A 24,335-nucleotide genomic window follows, 5' to 3' on the forward strand; every position below is an offset into this window, starting at 1 on the left:
TCCTCCCTGAAGGTATTCACTGACAATTTCTACTTTTAGTTTTGAACTATATTTAACCATATAAAAAATACTTCATAACTGTCAGATTTTTTGTCTAACAATTATGAAGCACTTTATCTAAACTAGTTTTTTATAATTTAATCCAAAACCTTTTTAACGATTTCATATAACTTCTTTACATCTTCCGGTCTTGTTAATCCGTCATCTCCAATAATTGAGCTATATACATGAGGGATAATCTTTTTAACGCCAGCATCAACGGCAATCTGTAAAATCTCTTCAAAATTATCTAAATCAATTCCACCAGTTGGCTCAAGATTGAAGTCATACTTAGCACATGCTTCTGCAACTGCCTTATATTCATCTTTATGTTTCAAACCTTTCATTGGGAAAAATTTAACCGCTGTTCCACCCATGTCCTTTAATAATGCAATAGCTGTTTCAATGGGAACCTCAGCATCTGGTTGTTGACTACTCAATGGACCCGTTGCAATATTTACCAAACCCACCTTTCCTGTTGGTGATATTAGTCCATTAATGACGGTCTCATCTTCACCTAACAATGCACGCGATGTAGCAACTCCTGTAAATACCTGGTTAACGTGTTGAGGTTTTAATACTTTAGATACACGACTAACCATTTGGCTCTGCTTCAGAGACCATTTAAACATTGGTCTTCAATTGAGAGCTTTTTAAAATTCAATAATTAGATTCCATCTTCAAAATCTTCAGAATCATCAACTTTTTCAGAATCATTCATCTCAAACAATTCTGTACTATTCTTTGTAACCGAAACCAGATCATTAGCATAATCCTTCAAATTATCATAACTATTGAAAGTGGTTTCAAGCAAAGAGGCTAAATTACAACCTGCAACTACCAAAACATTTTCAGACTTATAAGCAATCTTGGCTGCCTCTTTATAAGGAGTACCACCAATAAGATCTGTGAAGAATAGAACTGGTTCATTACCTATAGCTTTCAAATACTCTTCACGAAGATCCACTTCACTCATACCATCTTCAAAGTTAATAAATTTCATATTTAATTGTTTACCGGCTAGTAATTTTACAGCACCTTCAAACCCTGTTGCAAACTTGCCATGTCCAGTAACAATAGTCTTATATTGTGGCATTTTCTATCCCCCTACATAATTCCTAAGAAAGAACATAAAATACATAGTACAAACACTACACCAATTAATACAATTGGAGATACCTTTTTCTTAAGCAACCAGTATAAGAAGAAAGTAAATGCTAATGGCAAAATATTTGGAAAGACTTTATCTAAGAAATCTTTCTGTAGTGAAACTGTACCAATTTTTACTTTTAGTGAAAGAGAAACGTAAGAACTAATCAGCGCTCCAATTACTGTAAGACCCATAATCGTTGCAACTCTAGCAATGATCTCGGAATTATCTTGAATAACATCAATGGCTTTAACACCTAAGTTATATCCCAGATGTGCAAAAGGAATTCTACATAAGAAGATTCCTATGTACACTATGAAGAAAATAATAGGTCCAAGGATATTGCCCTTTGATGCAAATGATGCAGATATTCCGCCAACGATTGGCATCAACGTGAACCAATAAATAGCATCACCTATTCCTGCCATTGGACCAAATAAACCGTTCTTCAAACCACGAATTGTTTGTCTATCAACACGTTTTTCTTCCAAACTAGTTAATAGTCCCATTAATATCGAAACAAGTGGTGGTGAAGTATTGATAAATTCCATGTTATCCTGCATGGCCTCTGACAGGGCTTTTTTGTCACTGCCAAATATTTTCTTCCATGTTGGTACCTGGGACCATGCCCAACCACCAGCTTGCATACGTTCATATGAGAAAGCCGACTGCAAGAATGCCGAACGTAATCCTAGCATTGTTATGTCATGCTTGGTCAATTTTTTATCAGTGTCTTGTGTACTAGATGCCATCTTCTTCACCTCCACCACTTATTCCAGCTTCTTTCATCTCATCAATTTGTTCTTGAAGCTTCTTGTTCTTCTTATCACGGAAGAACTCGATCATTGCAAAAACAATACCAATAACGGCTGCTGGTAATACATTTGAGAAATTAATAAAGCAAGCAACAACGAAACCTAAAAGTAAATAAGGAACATATTCTACACGTAACAATACCTTAAGTAACATAGCAAAACCAACAGCAGGTAGAGCCCCACCAGCCAATTCAAATCCATGGATCAACCATGCTGGCATTGCTTTTACAAGTGCTGCCATAGGTGCTTGTGCAGCATATGATGATAAGAAAATTACAACGAAGAACGCAATACTTACAATACCCATGATTAAAAATGGGACTGAAGAAAACTTTTTAGTATCAGCTTCCTTAGCTGCCTTGTCCATAACAGGCATGAATACAGAAAATATTGAATAAAACATTAATAAAATATATTGCATTAACATAGCGAATGGTAATGATAGACCAATTGCGGTAGCTGGAGCAACATTCGTTGTATGTGCTATAACCACTGTCATAATCCCGCAGACCGCTGGATTAGGTGGCTGAGTCCCACCAGCCGGTGTTAAACCTGCAAAAGCTAATTCTGTTAATCCACCTGCAATAACACCTAATCTTAAATCACCTAAAATTAGTCCTGCAATTGTACAACTAATAATTGGTCTAAAGATATAAAATACTTCAAGCCATGAGTCTAATCCAGCCAATACTGCAAATATTGCTAAACCTAACCCTTGGGCTAATGTAATAGACATATTGTTTCCCCCTCAATAATTAAATAATCATTTGATTCTTTAGGTAAATATTTCTATACAATATCAATCATTAAAAATCAATTTGTGTCTTATGGTCTCCAGGAACATCTTGGATATATACATTGACACCAGCGTTTACCAATTTCATAAGATCAGTCTTATCTTGTTCGTCAACATATACTTTTTTTGTTACTTCTTCTTTTCCAGGGGCAAAGTGCATATTACCAACATTAACTTCTTTAATGGGTACTCCACCCTCTACCAAGGCAGCTGCATCTGCTGGAGTCTTAACTACAATAAATATCTTTTGACGATCGGCAGCTTTACTAATGATGTCGATTGTCTTTTTCAATGTAAAGAATCTAATCTGTGCACCTGATGAATCTGCAGTACTCTTCATTAGTTTTTGTTGTAAGACATCTTCAGCGGCAACATCATTAGCCACCAAGATCAAATTAGCCCCCAAAGTCTTTGTCCATGTAACACCAACTTGTCCATGAACTAACCTATTATCAATTCTTGTAAGTAAAATATGTGGTTCTGACATATCATTTTCCTCCTCATTTTCCAAAAAGAATATTCTTGATGCAGATGGAGCAACTGCAGTGCTTATATAATTAACTACTCCTTCATCATTCATACCCTTAGTAGTTGTTTCTACATATGTATTTCTACGAGCATAATTGGGAATCACCAATGATTTGGAAGGACTATCATCCACACTGGTATCAATATCATGTTGTAAGAAATTGGGATCTAAATTATATTTATGAATCAACATTGGCATTAATTCTCGATTTTCAATTTCATTAGCCATTATCAACGGAAAATCTTTAAACGATAGATACGTTAATCTCTTAATTAAAGGTTGTTTATCCGATACATAAACTTGTTCTATTTTATAAATATAATCCGATTCAGATAGATTCATAATATTTCTTATATCAGGTTCTTCACCATAAGCTAATATTTGAAAAGTGTTCAACAGAATCCTTACATCATGTCCATAACGTTTTAGTTGCAGACTTGGAGTATCAACATAACTGATTCCAAGATTTATTGGATCCTGTGATTTAACAAAACTTCCTTGTCCTTGACGCTTCTCTATATATTTACTTTTCTCTAGATCCGCCAATGCCTTGCGAATTGTAATCCGACTAACACCATATTCTTCACATAATTCTTTCTCCGATGGCAACTTTGAACCAATAGATAATTGACCGGTCTCAATCTCATGAATTAATTCTTCACTTATTTGTTCATATTGCCAGAATGGCTGTTTTTTCAATATTCTCACCAACTTGTTATATCGATATAACAACCATGGTTTTATTATAAGTCCTGCATCCGTTTTATGTCAACGCTTACATTATTTAATGAATTAAATAGCGATTAAATTAACCTTATGGTTTTTCTCCAAAAGCCATACACAGAACTTATTACATGGTTGAAAATGTTAACTGGTATCTTTTTATAATAATGTTCAAATATACCAATTTGATTCCACGATCACTATTTAATAATATAATGTAAATTTTTTAAAAAGAAGTAAAAAAAATCCCGAATTCAAAATTCAGGATTTTTAATATTAATATACTATTTGGCAGCCTTTGCAGCAGCCTCGTCAGCATAAACTTTATTTCTCTTCTTCATTTGTTGTGCGTACCAGATAAAGATCAATAGGTATGCAACAAGTGCTAATGCAGCATATAGAATAAACTTAATTTGACCAGTTGAAGCGTTACCTACTAAGTAAGCTAGGAACTTTTCAATAGGACCTTCCATAGTTGAGTGAGAAATCATTGTACCTGATGCAAGACCCTTAGGGAATGCGCCAAGTTTCTTAGCAGTTTCTGTAACCATAGGAGCTGATAATGTACCTGCCCATAGGAACAATGGTAATTCGATAGCACCGATAACGATCATACGGATAATCTTACCACGTGTAACAACTAGCAAAGCTGGTGTAACACCCATGGCGATAATACCACCTAAAGGCAAAATCTTGTTACCAGGTAGTACAAGTGCTTCAAGAAGCATGATAGGTGCTAGAACGTTAGCAGCAGCCCAGATTTCAGCACGTCCGGCGATAAATGGCCAGTCAAGTCCAACATTCATTGTACGACCTTTAAGTCTCTTGTTAGCAAAGTCAGTAATACCTTGTGATAATGGTTCAACAGCAGCGATAAACCATGAACCGATCAATGAGAATAGTTCCAAACAGAAAGCAGCTGTAAATGATAGTGTAAAGATTTCCTTAACACCTTGATGTGAAAGTAAACCAATAAAAATACCTAGATAGATACCAATGGCGAATTTACTTCCCCAGAATCCAATCTTCTTGTTCAATGCAGCAGCATCGAAATCGAATTTATCTAACCATGGGAAGATAACATCAAATAGCTTATCAAAAACCATGATAATTGGGTTCATCATGTAGTTCATATGTGTTGTAGTCATTGGGTTTGAAGCTGGAGCATGTAATAGATCATTAAAAGTAGGTTTCATCAAATCTGAATTGATAATCTTCAATACACCAATGAAAATGACAAGAATTGTTGTAATTAGTAAGTTTGCGCCAAAGAACATAGCTAGCAAACCAACGAAAGCTAGATGCCAAATATCAAAAATATCAACATCCAATGTATTTGTCTTGTTCAAAACGATCATAACAATATTAACGATAACCATAACAAGCAAGAAGAATAATGTATATGGTGAACCCCATGTGATAGTAGCCAATGGAGCCCAACCTAAGTCGGTAACTGATAACTGAATACCAGTTGATTTAACAAACGCATTCAAAGCATCTTGGAACGCTGTTGTTAAAAGACCGATAACGGCACTAATAGCCGTAAGAGCGATGGCTAATTTAATACCACCCTCCAAAGCTTTAGAGAATTTAACTCTAAAAATCAACGCAATGATCGTCAAAACGATTAACATCATTGGTGCAGCACCAAGATCAATTAAAGGTTTGAAGATCGCATTGGCGAAACTAATTATTCCTGACATATCCTGTTTCCCCCCAGATTAATATGTTTTTTTATGCTTTGCCACTGTCTTTGATAGCTTGTTCAACTTGATCATAAACAGGTGCAGCTAAAGCAGGCATTCTATATAGAATAGGACCAGCATCAATAACCGGGATCTTTGGTTCGAATCCAAGGTCTGTAGCGGCGATTGGTGTAAATAGATCATAATTGTCTAACATATCCTCAGTAATATCTTTAACCATAACGGCATCGGCTTGAACATCATATCCACGATTACCCATTTCTGTTTCCAAAGCATCTTTGATTTGGTGACTTGAGTTAACTCCGGCACCACAAGCAGCTAAAATTTTGAACATAATTCTTACTCTCCTTTATTCATTACTCTTTGCATATTGAGTGAACTTACGACTCAAGAAAGAATAAATTTCCTTGGGATCATCACTCTTGAAAAATGGTATTAACTCGTTTTCTGATGTACGAGCCATGAAATCCATGATCTGTGCCAAAATGTTTGATTGGCCTTCAGGATCATTATTTAAGATCATGAACAAAAACTTCACATTGAATTCCTTCGATGGATCAATCATATTATGGAAGGAAATTTCATTATCTAACTTAATTGGAACAATCATCCGTGCTTTGACGAATTCACTTTCCGTATGTGGGATTGCTATATTTGGTATCTTCGTTGATACGACTGACATATCAATTCCAGTAGGATAGTTTTCCTCACGTTCCAATAAATTATTAATGAAGTCTTTAGTCACAAGATCTTTCTTTAATAACGAGTCCGCTATTTCACGAAAAACCTCTTCTTGAGTTGAAGCCTTTGAAATATAAATTTCATTTTCGTTAAATAGTTGATCAGTAGCTAAATCACTCATTAACCCCATCACCTACCTGTTGTTTGTTTTTGTTTACAAGAACAATAGTAAACGCTAACATTAATTATGTCAATATAAATTATAAATATATAATAATATAATTCTTTCTTCATATATATCAATAAGATTCCTTAGCTTAGGTAATCAATAGATAAAGTAAATGCTTACAACAATTTGATAATTACTATTCAAAAGTGATTGACAAGTGAACAGTCTGATGCTAAATTATGTTTGTAACGAACAATAGTAAACAAAAAGAGGTGATCTTTTGTTAAAGAAAGAACGCTTTCTAAAGATACTATCTGAATTAGATAAGAACGACATCGTTACTGTTAATGATTTAACTACATTATTGCAATGTTCCGATATGACTATTCGTAGAGATCTTGAAGAGTTGTCAGAATCTGGCAAATTGATAAGAATTCATGGTGGTGCACAAAAAATTACTGTTTCACCATTAGAAGAAGCCTCTCATGTTGAAAAACGTGAGGTTCATATTAAGGAAAAACAAGAAATAGCTAATTTAGCAGCAAATGAAATTGATAATTTTGATACTATCTTTATCGGTCCAGGAACAACGCTTGAATTGATTGCTCAAAACATTAAGAACATAACTTCCTTGAGGGTCGTGACAATTAGTATTCCTGTCTTTGAAAGCTTTAAAAATTCAGATTTGAATTGTGAATTGATCTTAGCTGGTGGCATTTATCGTAGTCGCTCAGGAACACTGATTGGTGCTTTAGCAAGTAACGCTGTGAGTGGACTGAAATTCGACAAAGCCTTCGTCGGTGTAAACGGAATTCAAAATTCTCAAATCATGACTGCTAATACCGAGGAAGGTCGAATTCAAAACGTTGCTTTGAATAATTCTCAGACAAAATACATCGTTGCAGATAAATATAAGTTAAACAGAAATGATTTCTATACTTTCTATAGCTTAGACGATGTTGATTATCTGGTTACTAACAAGAGTGCTTCCAAAGAAACTATAGATTACTATCAACAATATGTAAGACTTATTACCAATTAATGGAGGGATTATTTTTATGAAAATCGCATTAGCTTCAGATAAAGCAGGATTTGAATTAAAAAACTATATCAAGGATTACCTTGAAAGCGAAGGTAAAGATTACGAAATCGTTGATCTTTCAGAAGAACCTGCTGCTGACTTCGTTGATTCATCAACTGCTGTTGCACATGCAGTTCTAGATGGCAAGACAGACCGTGGAATTATGTTTGATGAATATGGTACTGGTTCAGCTATGGCAAGTAACAAGATCCATGGCATGGTAACTGCTAATGTTACTGAAGAAAATACAGCCCATATGACAACACAACACAATGGTGCAAAAGCTATTGCCATTGGTTCAGGAATCGTTGGTAAGAAACGTGCCGAATCAATCGTTGACGAATATTTAGGTGTTAACTACGCTGGTGGACGTCACCAAATCCGTTTGGATATGCTTGAGAAGCTATATTAATAGGAGGGAATCAATTTATGATTATTGCATTAGGAAACGACCATATTGTTACAGATGTTAAAATTCAAATTTCAGATATGTTAAAGGCTATGGGCCACAAGGTTATTGATGTTGGTACATATGACAATACTAGAACACACTACCCTATCTATGGTTTACGTGTAGCTGATCTTGTTCGTGATGGCAAAGCTGATTACGGTGTTGTTCTTTGTGGTACTGGTGTTGGTATTTCTACTGCTGCTGACAAGAACGAAGGAATCCGTGCTGCTTTGGTTGCCGATACAACAACAGCTAAATATGCTAAAGAACATTTGAATGCTAATGTTATCAGTTTTGGTGGTGCCGTTGTTGGTGAACATCTAGCTGAAGAAATCGTTAAGACATTCCTTGCTTCTAAATACTTGGGTGAAGACGATGATCTTATCAAGAAGATCGAAGCTGTTGAAACAGATAACCCAGAACAACATGATAACCCTCACTTCTATGATCATGAAATGAAGCTATGGGACGAAGGATTCTATCACGATTAGAGAGTCGAGAACGGCGATTAACTTCAAAGTGTAATAAAACACTGGAAGCTATTGTTCGTAATTTGTTTAAAAAAATCGATTTTACCAAATCCAAAAAATTCAAAAAAATATATTTTTTTACTGCAAATGTATGCGCTTTACTGTAAACTAAAGTTTGCGCTTACATTATAAATTAAAATGTGAGCTACCATTGTGTAACTCATCACGGGCTATATGAAATAAAAAAGTTAGCCCGGCTTCAAACACTAAACCCTAGTTTTTAGTGTTTGAAGCTGGACTAACTCGAAGGACTTATTTCATAGAACCCATTTTTAATGACCTAAATCAGATCATTCGAAATCTTATAAAGAGGAGTCCACACAATGAGTAATTCAGTTTTAACGATCACTATGAATCCGTCAGTTGATATCTCCTATCCACTAGAACATCTACAAATTGATACAGTCAATCGTGTAAAAGATGTTTCCAAGACAGCTGGTGGTAAGGGATTGAACGTTACAAGAGTTCTAAAACAATTAGATACTCAAGTAACAGCTTCGGGTATTATTGGCGGAACAATCGGCCAATATATTACTAATCAACTTGATGAAAACCATATTGATCATGCTTTTATGAAAATCAATCAGGAATCTCGTAACTGTATCGCTATCTTGCATGACAATGGCGATCAAACCGAAATCCTTGAGGCTGGTCCTACCCTTTCAAAAGACGATGAAGAAAGTTTTCTAGAACACTTCAACGATCAAGTAGGTGGTTTCAGTTTAGTAACTATTTCAGGAAGTCTACCACAGGGACTTTCAACTGGTCTTTATTCAAAAATGGTTCAAGTCGCTGCTAAACACGATGTGCCCGTTATTCTAGATAGTTCTAATGAGGCATTACGTTTGGCTCTAGAAAGTGATGTTAAACCATTTATGATCAAACCTAATCAAGATGAAATTGCTCAACTTATTGGCAAGGAAGTCAGTGATTTGAACGACTTGAAGGAAAAATTAGCAACCGAGGATATCTTCAAGGGTATTCCTTGGGTTGTAGTATCACTCGGTTCACAAGGCGCATTTGTTAAATACCAAAATAACTTCTACAAAGTAAACATACCAAAAATTCACGCCGTTAACCCTGTTGGATCAGGTGATTCTACCGTGGCTGGTTTGGCCGCTGGTTTGGTTAAAAATGAAAGTCCAGAAGATGTTATGAAAAGAGCCATGACAGTTGGAATCTTGAATACTTTACAAGAAAAGACTGGAAATATTGACATTAGCCAATATAAAGATTATTTTGAAAAGGTAGACATAGTTAAGTACTAATGTTTAATTTATTATTCGGAGGAATGAATGTATATGACAACACCAAAAAAGTACGCAGCACTAGAAAAAATGTCTGACAAGAACGGAGTTATTGCAGCTCTTGCTATTGACCAACGTGGATCACTAAAGAAGATGTTAGCAGCAGCCGCAAACAAGCCTGCTAACGAAGAAGATATCGTTGAATTCAAGAAAGCTATTTCAAGTGAATTGACACCTTATGCTTCAGCTATCCTTTTGGACCCAGAATATGGTCTTCCAGCATCTAAAGTTAGAGCTGATGGTTCAGGTCTTTTGGTTTCATATGAAAAGACAGGTTATGACGCAACTGAACCTGGTAGATTGCCAGATTTGATTTCAGTATGGTCAGTACGTCGTCTTAAGGAAGCCGGAGCAGACTCAATCAAGTTCTTGCTATACATCGACCCAGATGAAGATAAATCAATTATTGACCAAAAAGAAGCCTTTGTAGAAAGAGTCGGTGACGAATGTGTTGCTGAAGATATTCCTTTCTTCGTTGAATTGGTTACATACGATGATTCAATCGGTGACGTTAAGAGTGCCGAATATGCTAAGGTAAAGCCTCACAAGGTTATCGAAGCTATGAAAGAATTCTCAAAGCCACAATATCACATTGATGTTTTGAAGGTTGAAGTTCCTATTAACCTTGACTACGTTGAAGGATTTAACGGCGACAATCCTGTTGTTTACACAAAGGACGAAGCTATCAAGTACTTCAAGGAACAAAGTGATGCTACAGACTTACCATATATCTTCTTGAGTGCCGGTGTTTCTGCTAAGGCCTTCAGAGATGAACTACACCTAGCTAAAGACGCTGACGCTAAGTTCAATGGTGTTCTATGTGGACGTGCCACATGGAAAGGTGCTATCGAACCATTTGCTAAAGACGGCGAAGAAGCTGGTAAGAAGTGGATGAACGATCAAGGTAAGAAGAACATTGAAGAATTAAACGAAGTTCTTGCTGAAACTGCAACTTCATGGAAAGAAAAAGTTTCAAAAGACTAATTTAAAACTTTTAAACTAACTATTTTGAATAAACTGGGTTTTCTTGAACAAACGCGTTGTTCAGGATTATCCAGTTTTTCATTTACCAAGGGGGAAATCACATGGTACCTGCTAACTTTGAGCTTGCACGAAATGCTATTACATCAATGGTCGCTGTCCTATTGATAGTCGTTTATATCATTTATATGATCTCTAAGTATTCACATCGAAACGAGTCGAAAGTCTGGACTATGGATACAGTTCTTTTAACTTTTATTGCACTATATTGTATATATTTAACTTTGATGAACTTTGTTAAACTGCCAGCCAATTTAAGTTACATTAACACGATAGTCACATTTGTGGTTATGGTGGTCGTACTTATATTTATTATTAGTTCTATTTTCAAGAAATCAACTAATAAAGCAAAAAAATAAATTATTATCTATTTTATCTGTTATACTTAATGGTGGTACGTAATTAATAGACGGTTATCTCGACTGTCTTGTACCAAAGAAGGGCTGGATGTGGTCATCCAGTCCTTTTTGTGTGCCCTTTTTTTTACAAAGCGTCTTCTTGTCCAATTAATAAAAGTGCTATTATCAATGCAAAATTAATCTACATTATCGCCTTTCAAAGGATGTGACCGATCATGAAGATTTCAGATGTAAGTAAAAAAGTAGGTCTACCAGTAGCTACAATCCGTTATTATTCAGATTTAGAAATGATTCCTTCTCTCAAAAGAGATACTGACGGACAAAGAATTTTCGATGACGAAGCAATAGTTTGGTTAGAGGGTATCAAGTTTCAACGGGATTTAGGAATGTCTTTAGCTGAAATAAAAAAATTTATCGAACTAAGTCAGGACCCCAGCACTGCTGCATTGAAAAAGCGCCATCAAATACTTTTAGAACAACGTATCAAGGCCAATCAAAGAATGCTTAGCTCAGCCGATACGCTTAAACGTATTGATCTTAAAATTAAATTAGACGAAGATATTATAGCTAAGAAAAAACGGGATAGTTTGAGTGCTGCTCGTCGGTTTAGTTTATAAAAACTAAAATTCTGTAATTCAAAACAAAATAGAGCTAGTAAAATCAAATTATGACCTTACTAGCTCTATTTACTTTAATATCCACAAACTGAGAACTATCTCTTAATCATCCAACCTGACTAGTTCCATCCGTATAATTCAAAGTAATTCCAGATTCCACATTAAAAATATAAACATTGAATTGAACCGAATTATCACCAACAGATTGAGCTTCCATTTGAACACCACGAGCTAATAACTCATCCCCACGAAAGATTGGCGTAACACGATATCTCACGTAATGTGAGCCACTCTGCTTCAGATAATAAGCTATATCCATTTCATGAGCCAACATCTCCGGACTATTTAATGAACGAGTACCCGTCATCAAATTCTTAGGATTATTATTCTGACCTGTCAATTGATAACCGATTAAATGGCTACGATTGTATAACCAACCGCCATTAATCTTCTTATTATGCCACCCCGTTGGGTCTACATGTAGTGGCTCTCTTTTAGCTGTTGGCATCAAAGATATATTTAATAACGCATTGGCAGCACTGACTCTATTGAGATTATCCAAATCGCCATACTGTTGCCAAGCACCCTTAGCAGTACTCAAATCATCTTGAGAAAAATTAGGTTTATTATCGTTAACGATAATTTCTTGTGTACCGCTATAATTCATATTTGCTAAATCCGTAGTATCGGCAGTTGGGTCTGGTTTATTAGTGTGTTCGCTAATAAATTTTTGGTTATCTTGAATTTCTTTTTGTAATTCTGTAATAGATTGCTTGAGTTTCTTATTTTTTGTTACTAACTTCTTGGTTTTCTTCTGATATGAATAATCCTTAACAATTTCAGTCTTATTTTTAGCCGTTACTATTTGACCATTATCAGTTAATAGTGCTATCGAAGGTACTAAAGTCATTAATAACAATATCCTAGTTAACTTTTTCATTAGACCTTCGACCTCCTATAACCGGCATTGATAGCATCCTGCTCAGTTTTGAAATAAACCGCATTCGATGAATTCATGTTATAGCCACGTTGACCTGGAACATGGTAAATATGTGAATTCGAATTGCCAACAATCGTCCCAGTATCTCCTGTGTTCATATCCCCACGAGTTTGAGTTGCTTGTTGACTTTGTTGTTGTGATTGAGCCTGTTCTTGCTGTTTTTGTGCTTCTTTAGCCTGTTGTTCCTGTTGCTTTTGAGCTGCAGCCGCCTGTTGTTGTTCACGTTCTTTAGCCTTGGCTTCATCCGAAGATATTTGATCTTTTTGTTCTTGAAGTTTTTCCTCTTGATCTGATAGCTTTTTTTCTTTTGCTATTAAGGCAACGTTTTCTTTTTTAGCAATCTTATAATCATCTTTGCCAACATACTTTTTCTTTACTACTTTAGCCGTATCGGCAGATTTTTTAGAACTAGTATCCGTTTTATCATTTGAACCACCAATTCCTGCAAAAACTAACATTACTAGAATACTAATGAATAATCCTATTTGATATTTTTTTCGTAAAGCTAATTCGTTTCGATTTTTGACCTTGGTCTTCCGATATTTAAATATTTTCACACCAAAATAGCACAACGCTATAAAAGCCAAAAAGCTTATAAAATCAGTCATCCCCTTATCCCCCTATATATTTTATACTTTCATATTATCGAAGATAATATCTTGACACAAGGATGATTTCAAAATTCAAGAATAATTTCAAACACAAAAACACGGTCTAACAACTATCATAAATAGTTACTAGACCGTGTTTATTTATAAACTAATCGAATTTTTCTCCACTTTTCAAAACTCGATCTCCTAACTCGCGTACTCGTTTAAAATCATCATCATCAGGGTCCTGATCAATTTTGACCGAATCAGCGACTTGTTCTCCATTAGCTGAATTCAACGCCATCGTAAAGTAATCAACGGCTCTACCAAAATGAATATGTCCCTTTGAACTAGAACCTAATACCGCAAACTTAGTTCTACTTAAATCAACGTCTTTTAAATCATCATAGAAGTCCTCTGCCTCATCAGGAACATCGCCATCATGATAAGTATATGTTTCTACAATAATCGCATCATATTGATCCATTTCAAACGCGTCAGTTTCAATAATTTGTTTTAAGTCAACCTCAGCTTGTTTTTCCTTGAGATAATCAGCCAAATATTTTGCTATCTTCTCATTTCGACCAGTCATACTGGTATAAGTTAATAAAATTTTCATTTGTCCACCTACCATCTAACACTTATACGTTCATTTGGATGTTTCTTATTAATAATTTCATCAACCATAGCAATCGCATAATCAGCATAACTAATTTCACTTTTTCCTTCAGTATCAAAAGTTAACTCTTCACCAGCCAAAACATATTTTTCAGTTCTTTCACCTTTAGCATCAAACATTGCGGCTGGGCTAATATATGTCCAATCAATTGAACTATCACGTAAGACATCTAATGATTTACCCATTTCTTCACTTAAAGGTTTTACCGCAGCTGGAAAATCTTCTTCTTGATATAGTTGCTTATCATGATTCTCATCAACGTATAAAGAACCAGCACCGCCAACAACCAATAATCTTGTTTTTAATCCCGTCAGGATCTTAATTAAGCGTTTCATGGCAGGCACGTATTCTTTTACTGCAGGACCAAAAAAGCCTAATGCATCAACCAAGACATCAAATTCTTTAATATCTTCAGTTTGCAAACTATATACATCGCGAACCAAATAATCTTCTGTTGGTGACTTCTTTGCATCACGTACAATTGAGGTTACATCCAACCCTCTACTAATGGCCTCTTTAACAATCAAAGAACCTTCTTTACCATTTGCACCAATAACTGCTATTTTCAAAATTCGTTACCTCCAAGTTATATCAACAGTTTCACTTTACACAATTTCAAGCAAAATCACTAAAGATAAGCACCAATTATAGTAAACTAATCCTACTAGGAGGCAATCTTTATGGCATATGAAATTTATTTAGTAAGACATGGTAGAACTTGGTACAACGAATACGAGAAAATGCAAGGCTGGTCAGATACTCCATTAACCGATTCAGGGGTTGAGGTTGCTCAAAAAGCAGCTGAATCTTTAAAAAGCGTTGATTTTAAAGCCGCATTTACTTCAGATATGAAACGTGCCGTTGATACATCCCGTATTATCATGAGACGTAATAAGAATCATTTAACTCCTCAAGAGTTATCTGAATTTAGAGAACAATTTTATGGTTATTTTGAAGGTCGCAGTATTGATGAATCCTGGTTTGCGATTGGCAAGCCTCATCATGCCAGAAACTTCGCTGAAATCGTTCAAAAATATGGCTTTGATGCCACAATGGATTTTGTTAAAGAATCTGATCCGTTACATGATGCTGAAAACTCCCAAGAGTATTGGAGTCGAATTGAGCGAGGTTTCAAAAAAATCGATCAAGTTGCCAAAGACGGCGATAAGATTCTCTTGGTAACTCACAGTATTACTATTTTAGGATTGGCTGTCAGATACAAAACCGCTGACATAGAGTTGAACGACGTCCCCGCAAATGCCAGTTTGACCTTGCTTGAACGTGATAACGGTGTTAATAAGATTACTAAGTATAATCAATCTTTAATTGAACCTTAACTTGGAGTAGATTAGAATTTTATAGTAAGATAAATAAGTAACTTAAACAAATCGAGGGGGTTTTATTAATAATGGCAAAATACCAAATCTACTTAGTACGTCATGGGCGTACTTGGTTCAATCGTTACAACAAAATGCAAGGCTGGTCGGATACTCCGCTAGCTCCTGATGGGGTTGAGGTAGCTAAACAAGCTGCTAAAGCACTAAAAGACGTTGATTTCGCAGCTGCCTTTTCATCAGATGCTAGAAGAGCAATTGATACTTGCAAACTAATTGTCGACGAAAATATTAACCACAATAAAATCACACCTCAAAAATTGATGGAATTTCGTGAAGAATTCTATGGTTACTTTGAAGGTATGAATTCACCTGAGGCTTGGTATATGGTAGGTAAACCACATGGTGCCGATACTTTTGCAGAAATCATCGCACAACATGGTATGGATGCCACTAAAGATTTCATGAAAGAAGCAGATCCTTTCCACGATGCCGAAAATGCTGAAGAATACTGGACTCGTGTCGAAAAGGGATTTGATAAGATCGACAAAATTGCTAAAGATGGTGACAAAATTCTCTTGGTAAGCCATGGGACAACCATTCGTTCAATTACTGACCGCTATAACGATGGGGGCTTTGATATAACGGTTAGTCCTAAAAATTCTAGTTTGACAATGTTAGAGAGGGATAACGGTGCCAACAAAGTTACTAGCTACAATCAAATGCTTAATTAAAAAATATTTATTTGACAAAGTAAAACAATTAATATATTCTCAATTCATCAATTACTTGGAGGTCCAGACAATGATTTTGAACAATACTCAAACATTTTCAACATGTTGTTGCGGCACGCATTCTATGCGTACCGTCAGTTTGAGTGCTTAAAATCAGACTAGACTACTGGTATACGCGTAGGGTGCAAATCAATTCGATTTGCACCCTTTTTTTACGCTCAAAAATCAAAGGAGAAATTTATTATGAAATTCAATACAAAACTTATTCACGGTGGAATCAGCGAAGATCAAGCTACTGGAGCAGTTTCAATTCCCATTTATCGCTCATCAACTTTTCATCAACACAAACTTGGTGGCGAACCAAAGTGGGAATATGCTCGAACTGGTAATCCCACACGTAATGCTTTGGAATCATTGGTCACAACCCTCGAAGGTGGAGTTGCTGGATTCGCTTTTGCATCAGGATCAGCGGCTATCCACACAGTCTTTTCATTATTTTCTAGTGGTGATCACATTATCATTGGCAACGATGTTTATGGTGGAACTTTCAGACTCGTTAACAAAGTCCTCAAACGCTTTGGACTAGAATTCACTGTTGTTGATACTAGAGATCTTTCTGCAATCAAAGCAGCTATTCAGGATAATACTAAAGCAATTTATTTTGAGACGCCGACTAATCCGCTACTAAAAATTACAGATATAGCAGCTGTTGCCAAGATTGCGAAGGAACATCAATTAAAAACAATCGTTGATAATACCTTTGCCACACCATACAATCAGAATCCCCTTCAATTAGGCGTTGATATCGTTGTTCATAGTGCAACCAAATATCTCGGCGGTCATAGTGATGTAGTTGCTGGTTTAGCTATCACAAGTGATGAAGATATTGCTGAAGAATTAGCCTTTTTACAAAATTCAATCGGTAGCGTCCTAGGACCAGACGATAGCTGGTTATTAATGCGTGGTATCAAGACTCTTGGAGCCAGAATGCGTGTCCATCATGAAAATACTCAAGATATATATAACTTCCTATTTAGTAACAAAAAAGTTGCCAAAGTATATTATCCAGGAAACCCAAACTCTGAAGATTACAATATTGCCAAGAAACAAATGCGTAATTTTGGTGCAATGATATCGTTTGAACTACAACCCGGATTGGACACGAGGAAGTTTGTTGAAAGTCTTCAATTAATTGATCTTGCCGAAAGTCTTGGTGGAATTGAAAGCCTGATCGAAGTTCCTGCAATAATGACCCATGCTGCTATCCCCAGAGATATTAGATTAAAGAGTGGTATTACTGATGAATTGATTAGATTATCCGTTGGTATCGAAGATCAAGAGGACTTGGTCGATGATTTGAAGCAAGCATTTAATAAAATTTGATCTCTTTATCTAATTAAAAACATATTCAGAATATTAACATTATTAATTAATATATATAAAAAGCTTTCTCAGTAGAGAAAGCTTTTTATATTAGATCAAAGATAATCAATAATTTGATTTTTTATTATATATCCGTAATGGACAATTTTTTCCTACTTTATCAGTGCTTCCATCATTTTATATATAAATTTATTATAAAAATTGAGATACTTCACAATTGTTATCGTTATATTATAGTAGATGTATAAATATCCTAGGAGGGGTCTCATGAAACGTTCGAAGAAATATTATTTCATTATTATTGGTGTCTTTTTACTTTCGACTTTTGTTAATCCCTTCTTGGGATTGACAGTTAATGCGGCAGATACAAACGCCAATCTTACAAGGGCTTTAAGCACTGCTCCACAGGGCATTGATTTGAGTAACGGCCGATTTAAAATGCCTGAAAAAGATGCGAATGGTGTTGCCTATAGTCCTGCCGTTAGTAGCAAAGTTGTTTCAGCTACTAATGATCTTCCCAATCCAGAACGTGTTGTTCAAATTACAAATGGTGGGATCCAAGCCGGAGGTATCTGGGGTGATCCTGATCGTAATAACTATATTAGTACAAATAAAAAGCAAACAATTTCCATGTGGTTAAATATGTCCAAAGTTGGAGGCAATCCATTAGGTGACGGGTTAGCATTCGTCCTTCAAAATGACTCTCGCAAAACAAATGCCATTGCGACAAAGGCTGATTTATCAAAAATAAATAATGGCGAAACTCTTGGTGTTTGGGGTTATGATCACTATGGATCATCAGCTGATACCAAAGCTGTTGCTTCAAATGCAATACAAAACAGCTGGGCTTTGGAATTTGATGCTTTATCTGACAATAATACATATTCCTCTTCCATGGATATTTCTAAAGATGCTCTCTATGGTGATAGTTTTCTACATACTACGCCTCTTCCTGATAAAACAGTCCAACAGAATGCCACTGCAAAAATAAATGGTAACGATTTATTAAATGGTACTGGACCTGCTAATTCTTTCGATATTGGTTTAGGTAAACATATTGCTTCAGGTTTCCCGGGGAATCCTGACGCTTATAAATCAAGTAAAATGTCCTGGTATGATACTTCAAACACACAAAAAATATTAAATACTACATATACACTTGGATTAACTAATCCTAAGAGTGCATATTACTATACTCAAAATCATACTATGCCAACCAGTGGACTATCAGAATTAGATGTAGATTCTCTATTTGATGATACTGCTAATACTGGATTTGCTAATGGCGATTGGCGTCATCTTACCATAACGATAGACATCCCCAACAATTATATTGAATATCACTATAACGATAAAAGTACTGATGGTAAGGATATTAGCTCAGATCGTCAAGTAATCGGACATGTTACCATACCCCCAGATACATTCGGAAACGTCACTGACAATAAGTTATTATATGGATTTACCGGAGCAACGGGATCCGAAGCCATGAACGGTTTAGTAATTTTTGAACAAATTCCCGGTTTTGCTGAAACAGATGTAACAACAGATTTCACAGATACTTCTAGCGGTGATAGCCTAAAATCAAGTTCTGATTATGCTTACTCAGGCGACCAACTTAACTTGAAGTATAATCTAACATACCAAGATGGTAATGAAGCTTGGACTGGTGTTAAGAGTCATATTATCTTACCAAAGAACGTTACCTTCACTCCTGATAGCGATGGTAATATCGGCAAGGTGAGTGTTGGCGGAACGTCTGAGAAAATTCCATCATCGGCTATTACCACCGATTCCGACGGTAATACAGTCCTAGAATATGCACTACCAAGCAGTATGAGTACTGGTGACACATCAACTGCTTCTTATTCAATCAACGGTGTGGCAGGTAGTGTAACTAGCGATACCACGGTATCCTCAACTCACTCAAGATTCATTGGTGATAACGGAATTGCCAATGTTGATTCACCTGTATTTACAATTAAAAATCCTGATCTGATTTTTACACCAAAGACCGATATTTACACTACTATCAATAAAGGACAAGGTACAAAAATCGAAGGTACTGTTAGTTATGCTGACACATCTAAAACACTACAAAATAAAGATATGACTATTCACGCTAGCGTCAACGGTAATGATTACACTCTGACCCCTATGACTGATACATCCACTATCCAAGGACAGGTTATATATAGCCTTACTAAGGAGCAACTAATAAATAGCACTAACACAGTTCGAATCTATATTGCTGATAGTGCCACGGGCAAGATTAGATCAAGAACTGAGACTTTCTATATTTCAACTAAAGATGGCGGCCTATCCATAAGCGAATATCCAAAGGCTGCAAGCTTCAAAACAGTTAACACAACCAGAAAAGACCAGGTAATTAGTCGTTCCGGTAACTGGGACTTATCAGTCTTAGACAGTCGCGGTTCTGGAAATAATTGGAAATTAATGGCTAACTCTACTCAATTACAAAGTGGTTCCACAGACTTCAATGGTTCATTGATTTTCAAAACCGGTAACAATTCTTATTCACTAACTGGCAATGATGTTCAAATAGCCACTGGACAAACAATTTCTAACGATCCAGTTACAACTGATATTGATTCTACTTGGACTGGTGACAGTGGTGTCCTTTTGAAATCTAGTGGTACTAATCAAGCTGGTACCTATGATGGAACTATCAACTGGACACTTTATGATAGTATTTAAATATTCAACAACTAAAAACCAATCTAATAACCACTTTTTGAAGTGAACCCCTTGAGTTGGAGAAATCCAACCAAGGGGTTCACTTCAACCTCGATTACTAGGAGCATTTTTTTTACTTGGAAAAGTCTACGTTCTCGTTGTAAATTTATATTATAAGTTATCTGACAAATAAAAAAGGCATCCATAAGGATACCTAAAAAGATATGTTGAACAGTCCAAAAGTTTTTCATATCTTCGCCTCGAAGGATTAATCTTCCTTCTTATTCAAATTATCCATGACAAAGTTCAAAGCCTTCTTAGAATCACGTGTTAAAGCAATATACTGTTGACCCTTTGTAGCAACTAACTGGATACCTAAGCGATCTGTATCAGCCTTTAGATCATCGTAATATGTTCTAACTTGTGGAGCTAAGACAACCAAATCATAATTTGGAAGAACATCATGATGAGAACCATAAGCGCCAGCACTGGCAACGATTGGAACGTTATACTCTTTAGCGCCGTCCATTAAGGCATTGGCTAATTGTTCACTAGTTCCACCACCAGCACATAAAACTAAGACTTTAACTTGATGGTCGAGATTAAATTCTGATGAATCTTTTTCTGTTGTTGCTGCAACGGTTGCAGTAGGTGTAGTTGTTGCTGTAACGGGTGTTTCGCTTGTTGTTTCAATGGCTCCTGCGGCAGCTTCTTTAGCATCAACTTCAGCTTCTTGTTTAACAAGTGAAGCATCATAAGCTTTACAGAATGGCAGGTAGATCAAAGTATCTAATGCCAATAGAACTACGATCAACAATAATGAAACTACTTGCATATTAGTATTCAAGAAAATACCGATAGGCCCTGGTAATGCCCATGACAAGACATACATGAAACCACGCATATGTAATAGATCAATAAACATTTTACCAACGACAACGTTAACCATTGGTGATAGAACAAATGGAATAAAGAAATAAGGATTCAAAATAATTGGTGCACCGAACAATAATGGTTCGTTAACAGCAAACATTACAGGAACAATCGAGGCTTTACCAATAGCCTTCAATTGTTTAGATTTCATTAAAAGAATAAAGATAAATGGAACAACAAAAGTAGCACCTGTACCACCAAGTTCACCAACAAAATTACCAAAGTTTTCTGTTAGTGAATGGTATGGAAAATGACCTGACTTGAATAAGGCTAAGTTAGCGGTTGTATTACCATAAAGTGCAGCTTCTAGCGCAGGTTTTACAACTGAAGGTCCGTGGATACCCATGAACCAGAATAGTGGGATAAGGAACCAAATGATAGCCATCCCCCAATAACTTTCTGCTCCTTTGAATAATGGTGAAATCAAAGTTGTTAGCATTTCGCCAAATGGAACATGAAGCCATAGACGTACTAATGCATCGACAATACCCATAGCAATAACTGAAAATGAGAATGGGAATATATCACGGAAGTTTTGCGCAATGGCACCCGGAACCTCTTTAGGCATCTTAATAGTAATATCTCTTTCAACACAGAACTTATAAATTGCGACGGTAGTAAAAGCTGATACGAAGGCTGACAAAAGACCTTTTGTACCAAAGTAATCACCAATATAAGCACCACTCTTAGTAGTACCAATGGCTAGTAACATGAAACCACACATTGAAGCCATCATTGTTGAAGTAGAGTTTATGAAGCGTCCACCTTTAATACGTTGGTTTTTGGACCCTGTCAAAGCCTTAGCAGTAGTTCCGGCAACATAAAGTCCAACGAATCCCATGGTGTAGTTATAGATCTTGTTGCACCAATCGTTCAAAGCTGCTGGTAAATGAATACCAACCAGCGGAAGAACGGAGGTAATTAGAATGAAAATACTTGAGAACAAGATAATTGGCATAGCTGCCAAAAATCCATCTTTGATAGCCATCAAATAAATATTCTTCGAAATTTTATCAAAGAACTTTTGATGAGCTTCCAATTTATCAATAATAAATTGCATGATAACACCCCTCTTTTATTGTTTTGAAAAAATTCATAAAAAAATGACCGCAATTGGGCAAGGTACGACAAAGTACCAAGCACCAACTGCGGTCATGCCTAATCTAATAGTAACAATCCACAACTAGAAGCTATTTTGTATCAGCAAGTGCCTTATACCACAAAGCACTCTTCTTGATATAACGTTTTTGTGTAGCAAAATCAACGAAGAATAAACCATAACGCTTGTTATAACCATTGGCCCATGAGAACTGATCTTGCAACGACCATATAAAGTAACCATTAACGTTGACTCCCTCATTACGTGCTTTCAAGATGGCCGCCAAATGTTGGTCAACAAAATCAATTCGCTTATCATCATCAATGATCGTATCATCAGTGACATTATCTGGTAGTTCTTCTTTTAAACCAAGACCATTTTCAGTAATGAAGATTTCTTTACTGTTTGGATATTCTGCACTAACTCGTTTCAAAATATCATATAGTCCCTCTGGGTAGATATTCCAATCCCAATCTGTCGTTGGGATATCTGGATTTTTAACTGCTTGACCAACTCCTTTAAATTTAAACGATGTCGTACCCTTCTCGCCAGTTCCATTGAAATGATTAGTGCTATTACCGTTATATGCGGCAAAAAATGATGGTTGATAGTAATTAAGGCCAAAGTAATCATTTCTAGTTGAAGCTTGTTTCAAGATATCCATATCGCCAGGTTCAATATCTAACTTAGCATCATTGGCATCAAGAATTTCCTTGATCAACTTCATTGTTTTCTCAGTATATTCACCCTTAAAAGTACCATCTAGTAAGAAAGCGTTCATAAAGGCATCACTAAGATCGGCCGCATGCTGATTCTCAGGTGTATTAGGATATGGATAGACTGGTTGAAGTACATGGATCAAGCCAATCTTGCCATCATAATTACCATCTTTAAACAAATTGACCACTCTTGCATGAGCTAGTAATTCATTATGTTCAGCCTGAATAGCACTAGTAACATCAAAATGGTGATTAGGTGGGAAATTCCCTTGAATATATTGTGAATATGCTAAAGAAATCAGCTCATTGATAGTAAACCAATGCTTAACCTCTTTAAATTCATCAAAGCAGAACTTTGCATAATCAACAAAATAGTCAATATTCTTACGGTTCAACCAATCCCCAGTATCGAATAACGTCTTTGGTGAATCAAAATGATGCAACGATACATATGGAGTAACGCCGTTATCAATGCATTCTTTAAACAACCGGTGATAATAATCGATTCCTGCTTGAACTGGTTCACCATAACCTTTAGGGAAAATTCTTGTCCAAGAAATTGATATTCTAATCGCATTCAGACCATACTTCTTTGATAAGGCTATATCTTCCGGATATAAGTGGTAAAAATCACTAGCAGGGTCTGGGGCAAAACGCCCTTGAGCTTTCAAATAATCATCCCACATTGTCTTACCCTTATTATCAACCTTCGTAGCACCTTCAACTTGATAAGCTGCTGTAGCACCACCCCAGATAAAATCTTTTGGTAACTTTTTAACACGATTTAATTCAATACTCACAGCATTACCTCCTCTAATTGATTCCTAAATTCTTTTCAATCTTATCAATTCGCTTGTACTCATCAATAAAGAATCTAACCTCATCCATCAACATCATCGTTGTCATCAAAGTATCTTGACCGTGAACCATGATAAAGGTTACATCCATGTCTTCACCGCCAGCTTCTTTACTTAACAACTTTGTTTGTTCATTATGTGCATCGACAATTGATTGATTAGCTTCATCAACACAAGCTTGAGCCTTAGCAAATTCACCTTTTTGCGCATGCTGTAAAGCCTCGATCAAACTAGTCTTGGCGTCTCCCGCATACGCAACAATTGAAAATCCTGTCATTGAAATTTCTTCTTTAGTAGCCATCAGAAATCCTCCCCG

Annotated in this window: 25 protein-coding genes and 1 pseudogene; 11 read left to right on the top strand and 15 right to left on the bottom strand. The window is 36.0% G+C overall.

Features of this window, described 5'->3' with window-relative positions:
• Positions 1-137: 137 nt before the first annotated feature.
• The 8 genes and pseudogenes from CBP76_RS02810 to CBP76_RS02845 all read right to left on the bottom strand — a co-directional run.
• Positions 138-650, bottom strand: a pseudogene (locus CBP76_RS02810) (KDGP aldolase); the annotation flags it as partial.
• Between the two features lie 56 nt (positions 651-706).
• Complete coding sequence (locus tag CBP76_RS02815) at positions 707-1,135, bottom strand: PTS sugar transporter subunit IIA (RefSeq protein ID WP_102195412.1); 429 nt, start codon at positions 1,133-1,135, stop codon at positions 707-709.
• Between the two features lie 11 nt (positions 1,136-1,146).
• Positions 1,147-1,941 (bottom strand): PTS galactosamine transporter subunit IID, encoded by a 795-nt coding sequence (agaD, locus tag CBP76_RS02820; protein WP_102195413.1) that lies wholly within the window; start codon positions 1,939-1,941, stop codon positions 1,147-1,149.
• The gene (gene agaC, locus CBP76_RS02825; protein ID WP_102195414.1) at positions 1,931-2,740 is read right to left on the bottom strand and encodes a PTS galactosamine transporter subunit IIC; all 810 of its coding nucleotides are present in this window, start codon (positions 2,738-2,740) and stop codon (positions 1,931-1,933) included. The genes agaD and agaC overlap by 11 nt, the downstream gene beginning before the upstream one ends.
• A 70-nt stretch (positions 2,741-2,810) precedes the next feature.
• The gene (agaB, locus tag CBP76_RS02830) at positions 2,811-4,037 is read right to left on the bottom strand and encodes a PTS galactosamine transporter subunit IIB (RefSeq protein ID WP_245865557.1); all 1,227 of its coding nucleotides are present in this window, start codon (positions 4,035-4,037) and stop codon (positions 2,811-2,813) included.
• 299 nt (positions 4,038-4,336) lie between these two features.
• Complete coding sequence (locus CBP76_RS02835) at positions 4,337-5,755, bottom strand: PTS galactitol transporter subunit IIC (RefSeq protein WP_102195416.1); 1,419 nt, start codon at positions 5,753-5,755, stop codon at positions 4,337-4,339.
• 31 nt (positions 5,756-5,786) lie between these two features.
• The gene (locus tag CBP76_RS02840; protein ID WP_102195417.1) at positions 5,787-6,092 is read right to left on the bottom strand and encodes a PTS sugar transporter subunit IIB; all 306 of its coding nucleotides are present in this window, start codon (positions 6,090-6,092) and stop codon (positions 5,787-5,789) included.
• 15 nt (positions 6,093-6,107) lie between these two features.
• Complete coding sequence (locus tag CBP76_RS02845; RefSeq protein WP_102195418.1) at positions 6,108-6,620, bottom strand: PTS sugar transporter subunit IIA; 513 nt, start codon at positions 6,618-6,620, stop codon at positions 6,108-6,110.
• A 268-nt stretch (positions 6,621-6,888) separates the two neighbouring features.
• Between CBP76_RS02845 and CBP76_RS02850 the strand changes: the two genes are divergently transcribed.
• From CBP76_RS02850 to CBP76_RS02880, 7 genes are all read left to right on the top strand, one after another.
• A complete protein-coding gene (locus CBP76_RS02850) occupies positions 6,889-7,650 on the top strand; it encodes a DeoR/GlpR family DNA-binding transcription regulator (protein WP_102195419.1) in 762 nt (253 codons plus the stop codon).
• Between the two features lie 16 nt (positions 7,651-7,666).
• Entirely contained in the window at positions 7,667-8,101 is a 435-nt protein-coding gene (lacA, locus tag CBP76_RS02855) for a galactose-6-phosphate isomerase subunit LacA (protein WP_102195420.1), read from the top strand.
• Positions 8,102-8,118: 17 nt separating this feature from the next.
• Entirely contained in the window at positions 8,119-8,631 is a 513-nt protein-coding gene (lacB, locus tag CBP76_RS02860; RefSeq protein ID WP_102195421.1) for a galactose-6-phosphate isomerase subunit LacB, read from the top strand.
• 362 nt (positions 8,632-8,993) lie between these two features.
• Entirely contained in the window at positions 8,994-9,938 is a 945-nt protein-coding gene (locus CBP76_RS02865) for a hexose kinase (protein ID WP_102195422.1), read from the top strand.
• Positions 9,939-9,965: 27 nt separating this feature from the next.
• The gene (gene lacD, locus CBP76_RS02870; protein WP_102195423.1) at positions 9,966-10,961 is read left to right on the top strand and encodes a tagatose-bisphosphate aldolase; all 996 of its coding nucleotides are present in this window, start codon (positions 9,966-9,968) and stop codon (positions 10,959-10,961) included.
• Positions 10,962-11,062: 101 nt separating this feature from the next.
• Entirely contained in the window at positions 11,063-11,377 is a 315-nt protein-coding gene (locus CBP76_RS02875; RefSeq protein WP_102195424.1) for a hypothetical protein, read from the top strand.
• Between the two features lie 215 nt (positions 11,378-11,592).
• On the top strand, positions 11,593-11,994 hold the full coding sequence (locus tag CBP76_RS02880) for a MerR family transcriptional regulator (RefSeq protein ID WP_102195425.1): 402 nt from the start codon (positions 11,593-11,595) through the stop codon (positions 11,992-11,994).
• A 106-nt stretch (positions 11,995-12,100) separates the two neighbouring features.
• Here the strand turns inward: CBP76_RS02880 and CBP76_RS02885 are convergent, their stop codons facing one another.
• The 4 genes from CBP76_RS02885 to CBP76_RS02900 form a co-directional block, all read right to left on the bottom strand.
• The gene (locus CBP76_RS02885) at positions 12,101-12,934 is read right to left on the bottom strand and encodes a DNA/RNA non-specific endonuclease (RefSeq protein WP_102195426.1); all 834 of its coding nucleotides are present in this window, start codon (positions 12,932-12,934) and stop codon (positions 12,101-12,103) included.
• Positions 12,934-13,602 carry a sunset domain-containing protein gene (locus CBP76_RS02890; protein WP_102195427.1) on the bottom strand — a complete coding sequence of 223 codons (669 nt, stop codon included), beginning with the start codon at positions 13,600-13,602 and terminating at the stop codon, positions 12,934-12,936. The genes CBP76_RS02885 and CBP76_RS02890 overlap by 1 nt, the downstream gene beginning before the upstream one ends.
• A 151-nt stretch (positions 13,603-13,753) precedes the next feature.
• Positions 13,754-14,203 (bottom strand): flavodoxin domain-containing protein, encoded by a 450-nt coding sequence (locus tag CBP76_RS02895; protein ID WP_102195428.1) that lies wholly within the window; start codon positions 14,201-14,203, stop codon positions 13,754-13,756.
• A gap of 8 nt (positions 14,204-14,211) precedes the next feature.
• Positions 14,212-14,832, bottom strand: coding sequence for an NAD(P)-dependent oxidoreductase (locus CBP76_RS02900; RefSeq protein ID WP_102195429.1), 621 nt, complete (start codon positions 14,830-14,832; stop codon positions 14,212-14,214).
• Positions 14,833-14,943: 111 nt separating this feature from the next.
• On the opposite strand from CBP76_RS02900, the gene CBP76_RS02905 reads away from it, so the two are divergent.
• The 4 genes from CBP76_RS02905 to CBP76_RS02920 all read left to right on the top strand — a co-directional run bounded on the left by CBP76_RS02905 (position 14,944) and on the right by CBP76_RS02920 (position 20,432).
• Positions 14,944-15,600, top strand: a complete 657-nt coding sequence (locus CBP76_RS02905) for a histidine phosphatase family protein (RefSeq protein WP_102195430.1) — start codon at positions 14,944-14,946, stop codon at positions 15,598-15,600.
• 71 nt (positions 15,601-15,671) lie between these two features.
• Entirely contained in the window at positions 15,672-16,331 is a 660-nt protein-coding gene (locus tag CBP76_RS02910) for a histidine phosphatase family protein (RefSeq protein ID WP_102195431.1), read from the top strand.
• Positions 16,332-16,574: 243 nt separating this feature from the next.
• Positions 16,575-17,714, top strand: a complete 1,140-nt coding sequence (locus CBP76_RS02915) for a trans-sulfuration enzyme family protein (RefSeq protein WP_102195432.1) — start codon at positions 16,575-16,577, stop codon at positions 17,712-17,714.
• Between the two features lie 267 nt (positions 17,715-17,981).
• Positions 17,982-20,432: a hypothetical protein gene (locus CBP76_RS02920; RefSeq protein WP_102195433.1), complete on the top strand. Its 2,451-nt coding sequence runs from the start codon at positions 17,982-17,984 to the stop codon at positions 20,430-20,432.
• A 247-nt stretch (positions 20,433-20,679) separates the two neighbouring features.
• On the opposite strand, the gene CBP76_RS02930 is transcribed toward CBP76_RS02920, so the two are convergent.
• From CBP76_RS02930 to CBP76_RS02940, 3 genes are all read right to left on the bottom strand, one after another.
• Positions 20,680-22,404: a PTS lactose transporter subunit IIBC gene (locus tag CBP76_RS02930; protein ID WP_102195435.1), complete on the bottom strand. Its 1,725-nt coding sequence runs from the start codon at positions 22,402-22,404 to the stop codon at positions 20,680-20,682.
• Positions 22,405-22,534: 130 nt separating this feature from the next.
• Positions 22,535-23,962 carry a 6-phospho-beta-galactosidase gene (gene lacG, locus CBP76_RS02935; protein WP_102195436.1) on the bottom strand — a complete coding sequence of 476 codons (1,428 nt, stop codon included), beginning with the start codon at positions 23,960-23,962 and terminating at the stop codon, positions 22,535-22,537.
• A 13-nt stretch (positions 23,963-23,975) separates the two neighbouring features.
• Positions 23,976-24,320, bottom strand: coding sequence for a PTS lactose/cellobiose transporter subunit IIA (locus CBP76_RS02940; RefSeq protein ID WP_102195437.1), 345 nt, complete (start codon positions 24,318-24,320; stop codon positions 23,976-23,978).
• Positions 24,321-24,335 lie beyond the last annotated feature (15 nt).

This window comes from Companilactobacillus nuruki, assembly GCF_002872255.1.
GTDB classification, from domain to species: Bacteria; Bacillota; Bacilli; order Lactobacillales; family Lactobacillaceae; genus Companilactobacillus; species Companilactobacillus nuruki.

What these genes read in the sequence shown, in the direction of transcription:
- CBP76_RS02835 (WP_102195416.1), bottom strand. Translation starts at nt 5,755, where the DNA reads ATGTCAGGAATAATTAGTTTCGCCAATGCGATCTTCAAACCTTTAATT.
- lacD (WP_102195423.1), top strand. Translation starts at nt 9,966, where the DNA reads ATGTATATGACAACACCAAAAAAGTACGCAGCACTAGAAAAAATGTCT.
- CBP76_RS02845 (WP_102195418.1), bottom strand. Translation starts at nt 6,620, where the DNA reads ATGAGTGATTTAGCTACTGATCAACTATTTAACGAAAATGAAATTTAT.
- CBP76_RS02890 (WP_102195427.1), bottom strand. Translation starts at nt 13,602, where the DNA reads ATGACTGATTTTATAAGCTTTTTGGCTTTTATAGCGTTGTGCTATTTT.
- CBP76_RS02930 (WP_102195435.1), bottom strand. Translation starts at nt 22,404, where the DNA reads ATGCAATTTATTATTGATAAATTGGAAGCTCATCAAAAGTTCTTTGAT.
- agaC (WP_102195414.1), bottom strand. Translation starts at nt 2,740, where the DNA reads ATGTCTATTACATTAGCCCAAGGGTTAGGTTTAGCAATATTTGCAGTA.
- CBP76_RS02905 (WP_102195430.1), top strand. Translation starts at nt 14,944, where the DNA reads ATGGCATATGAAATTTATTTAGTAAGACATGGTAGAACTTGGTACAAC.
- agaD (WP_102195413.1), bottom strand. Translation starts at nt 1,941, where the DNA reads ATGGCATCTAGTACACAAGACACTGATAAAAAATTGACCAAGCATGAC.
- CBP76_RS02875 (WP_102195424.1), top strand. Translation starts at nt 11,063, where the DNA reads ATGGTACCTGCTAACTTTGAGCTTGCACGAAATGCTATTACATCAATG.
- CBP76_RS02910 (WP_102195431.1), top strand. Translation starts at nt 15,672, where the DNA reads ATGGCAAAATACCAAATCTACTTAGTACGTCATGGGCGTACTTGGTTC.
- CBP76_RS02815 (WP_102195412.1), bottom strand. Translation starts at nt 1,135, where the DNA reads ATGCCACAATATAAGACTATTGTTACTGGACATGGCAAGTTTGCAACA.
- CBP76_RS02895 (WP_102195428.1), bottom strand. Translation starts at nt 14,203, where the DNA reads ATGAAAATTTTATTAACTTATACCAGTATGACTGGTCGAAATGAGAAG.
- CBP76_RS02885 (WP_102195426.1), bottom strand. Translation starts at nt 12,934, where the DNA reads ATGAAAAAGTTAACTAGGATATTGTTATTAATGACTTTAGTACCTTCG.
- lacB (WP_102195421.1), top strand. Translation starts at nt 8,119, where the DNA reads ATGATTATTGCATTAGGAAACGACCATATTGTTACAGATGTTAAAATT.
- CBP76_RS02840 (WP_102195417.1), bottom strand. Translation starts at nt 6,092, where the DNA reads ATGTTCAAAATTTTAGCTGCTTGTGGTGCCGGAGTTAACTCAAGTCAC.
- CBP76_RS02920 (WP_102195433.1), top strand. Translation starts at nt 17,982, where the DNA reads ATGAAACGTTCGAAGAAATATTATTTCATTATTATTGGTGTCTTTTTA.
- CBP76_RS02865 (WP_102195422.1), top strand. Translation starts at nt 8,994, where the DNA reads ATGAGTAATTCAGTTTTAACGATCACTATGAATCCGTCAGTTGATATC.
- lacA (WP_102195420.1), top strand. Translation starts at nt 7,667, where the DNA reads ATGAAAATCGCATTAGCTTCAGATAAAGCAGGATTTGAATTAAAAAAC.
- CBP76_RS02880 (WP_102195425.1), top strand. Translation starts at nt 11,593, where the DNA reads ATGAAGATTTCAGATGTAAGTAAAAAAGTAGGTCTACCAGTAGCTACA.
- CBP76_RS02915 (WP_102195432.1), top strand. Translation starts at nt 16,575, where the DNA reads ATGAAATTCAATACAAAACTTATTCACGGTGGAATCAGCGAAGATCAA.
- CBP76_RS02940 (WP_102195437.1), bottom strand. Translation starts at nt 24,320, where the DNA reads ATGGCTACTAAAGAAGAAATTTCAATGACAGGATTTTCAATTGTTGCG.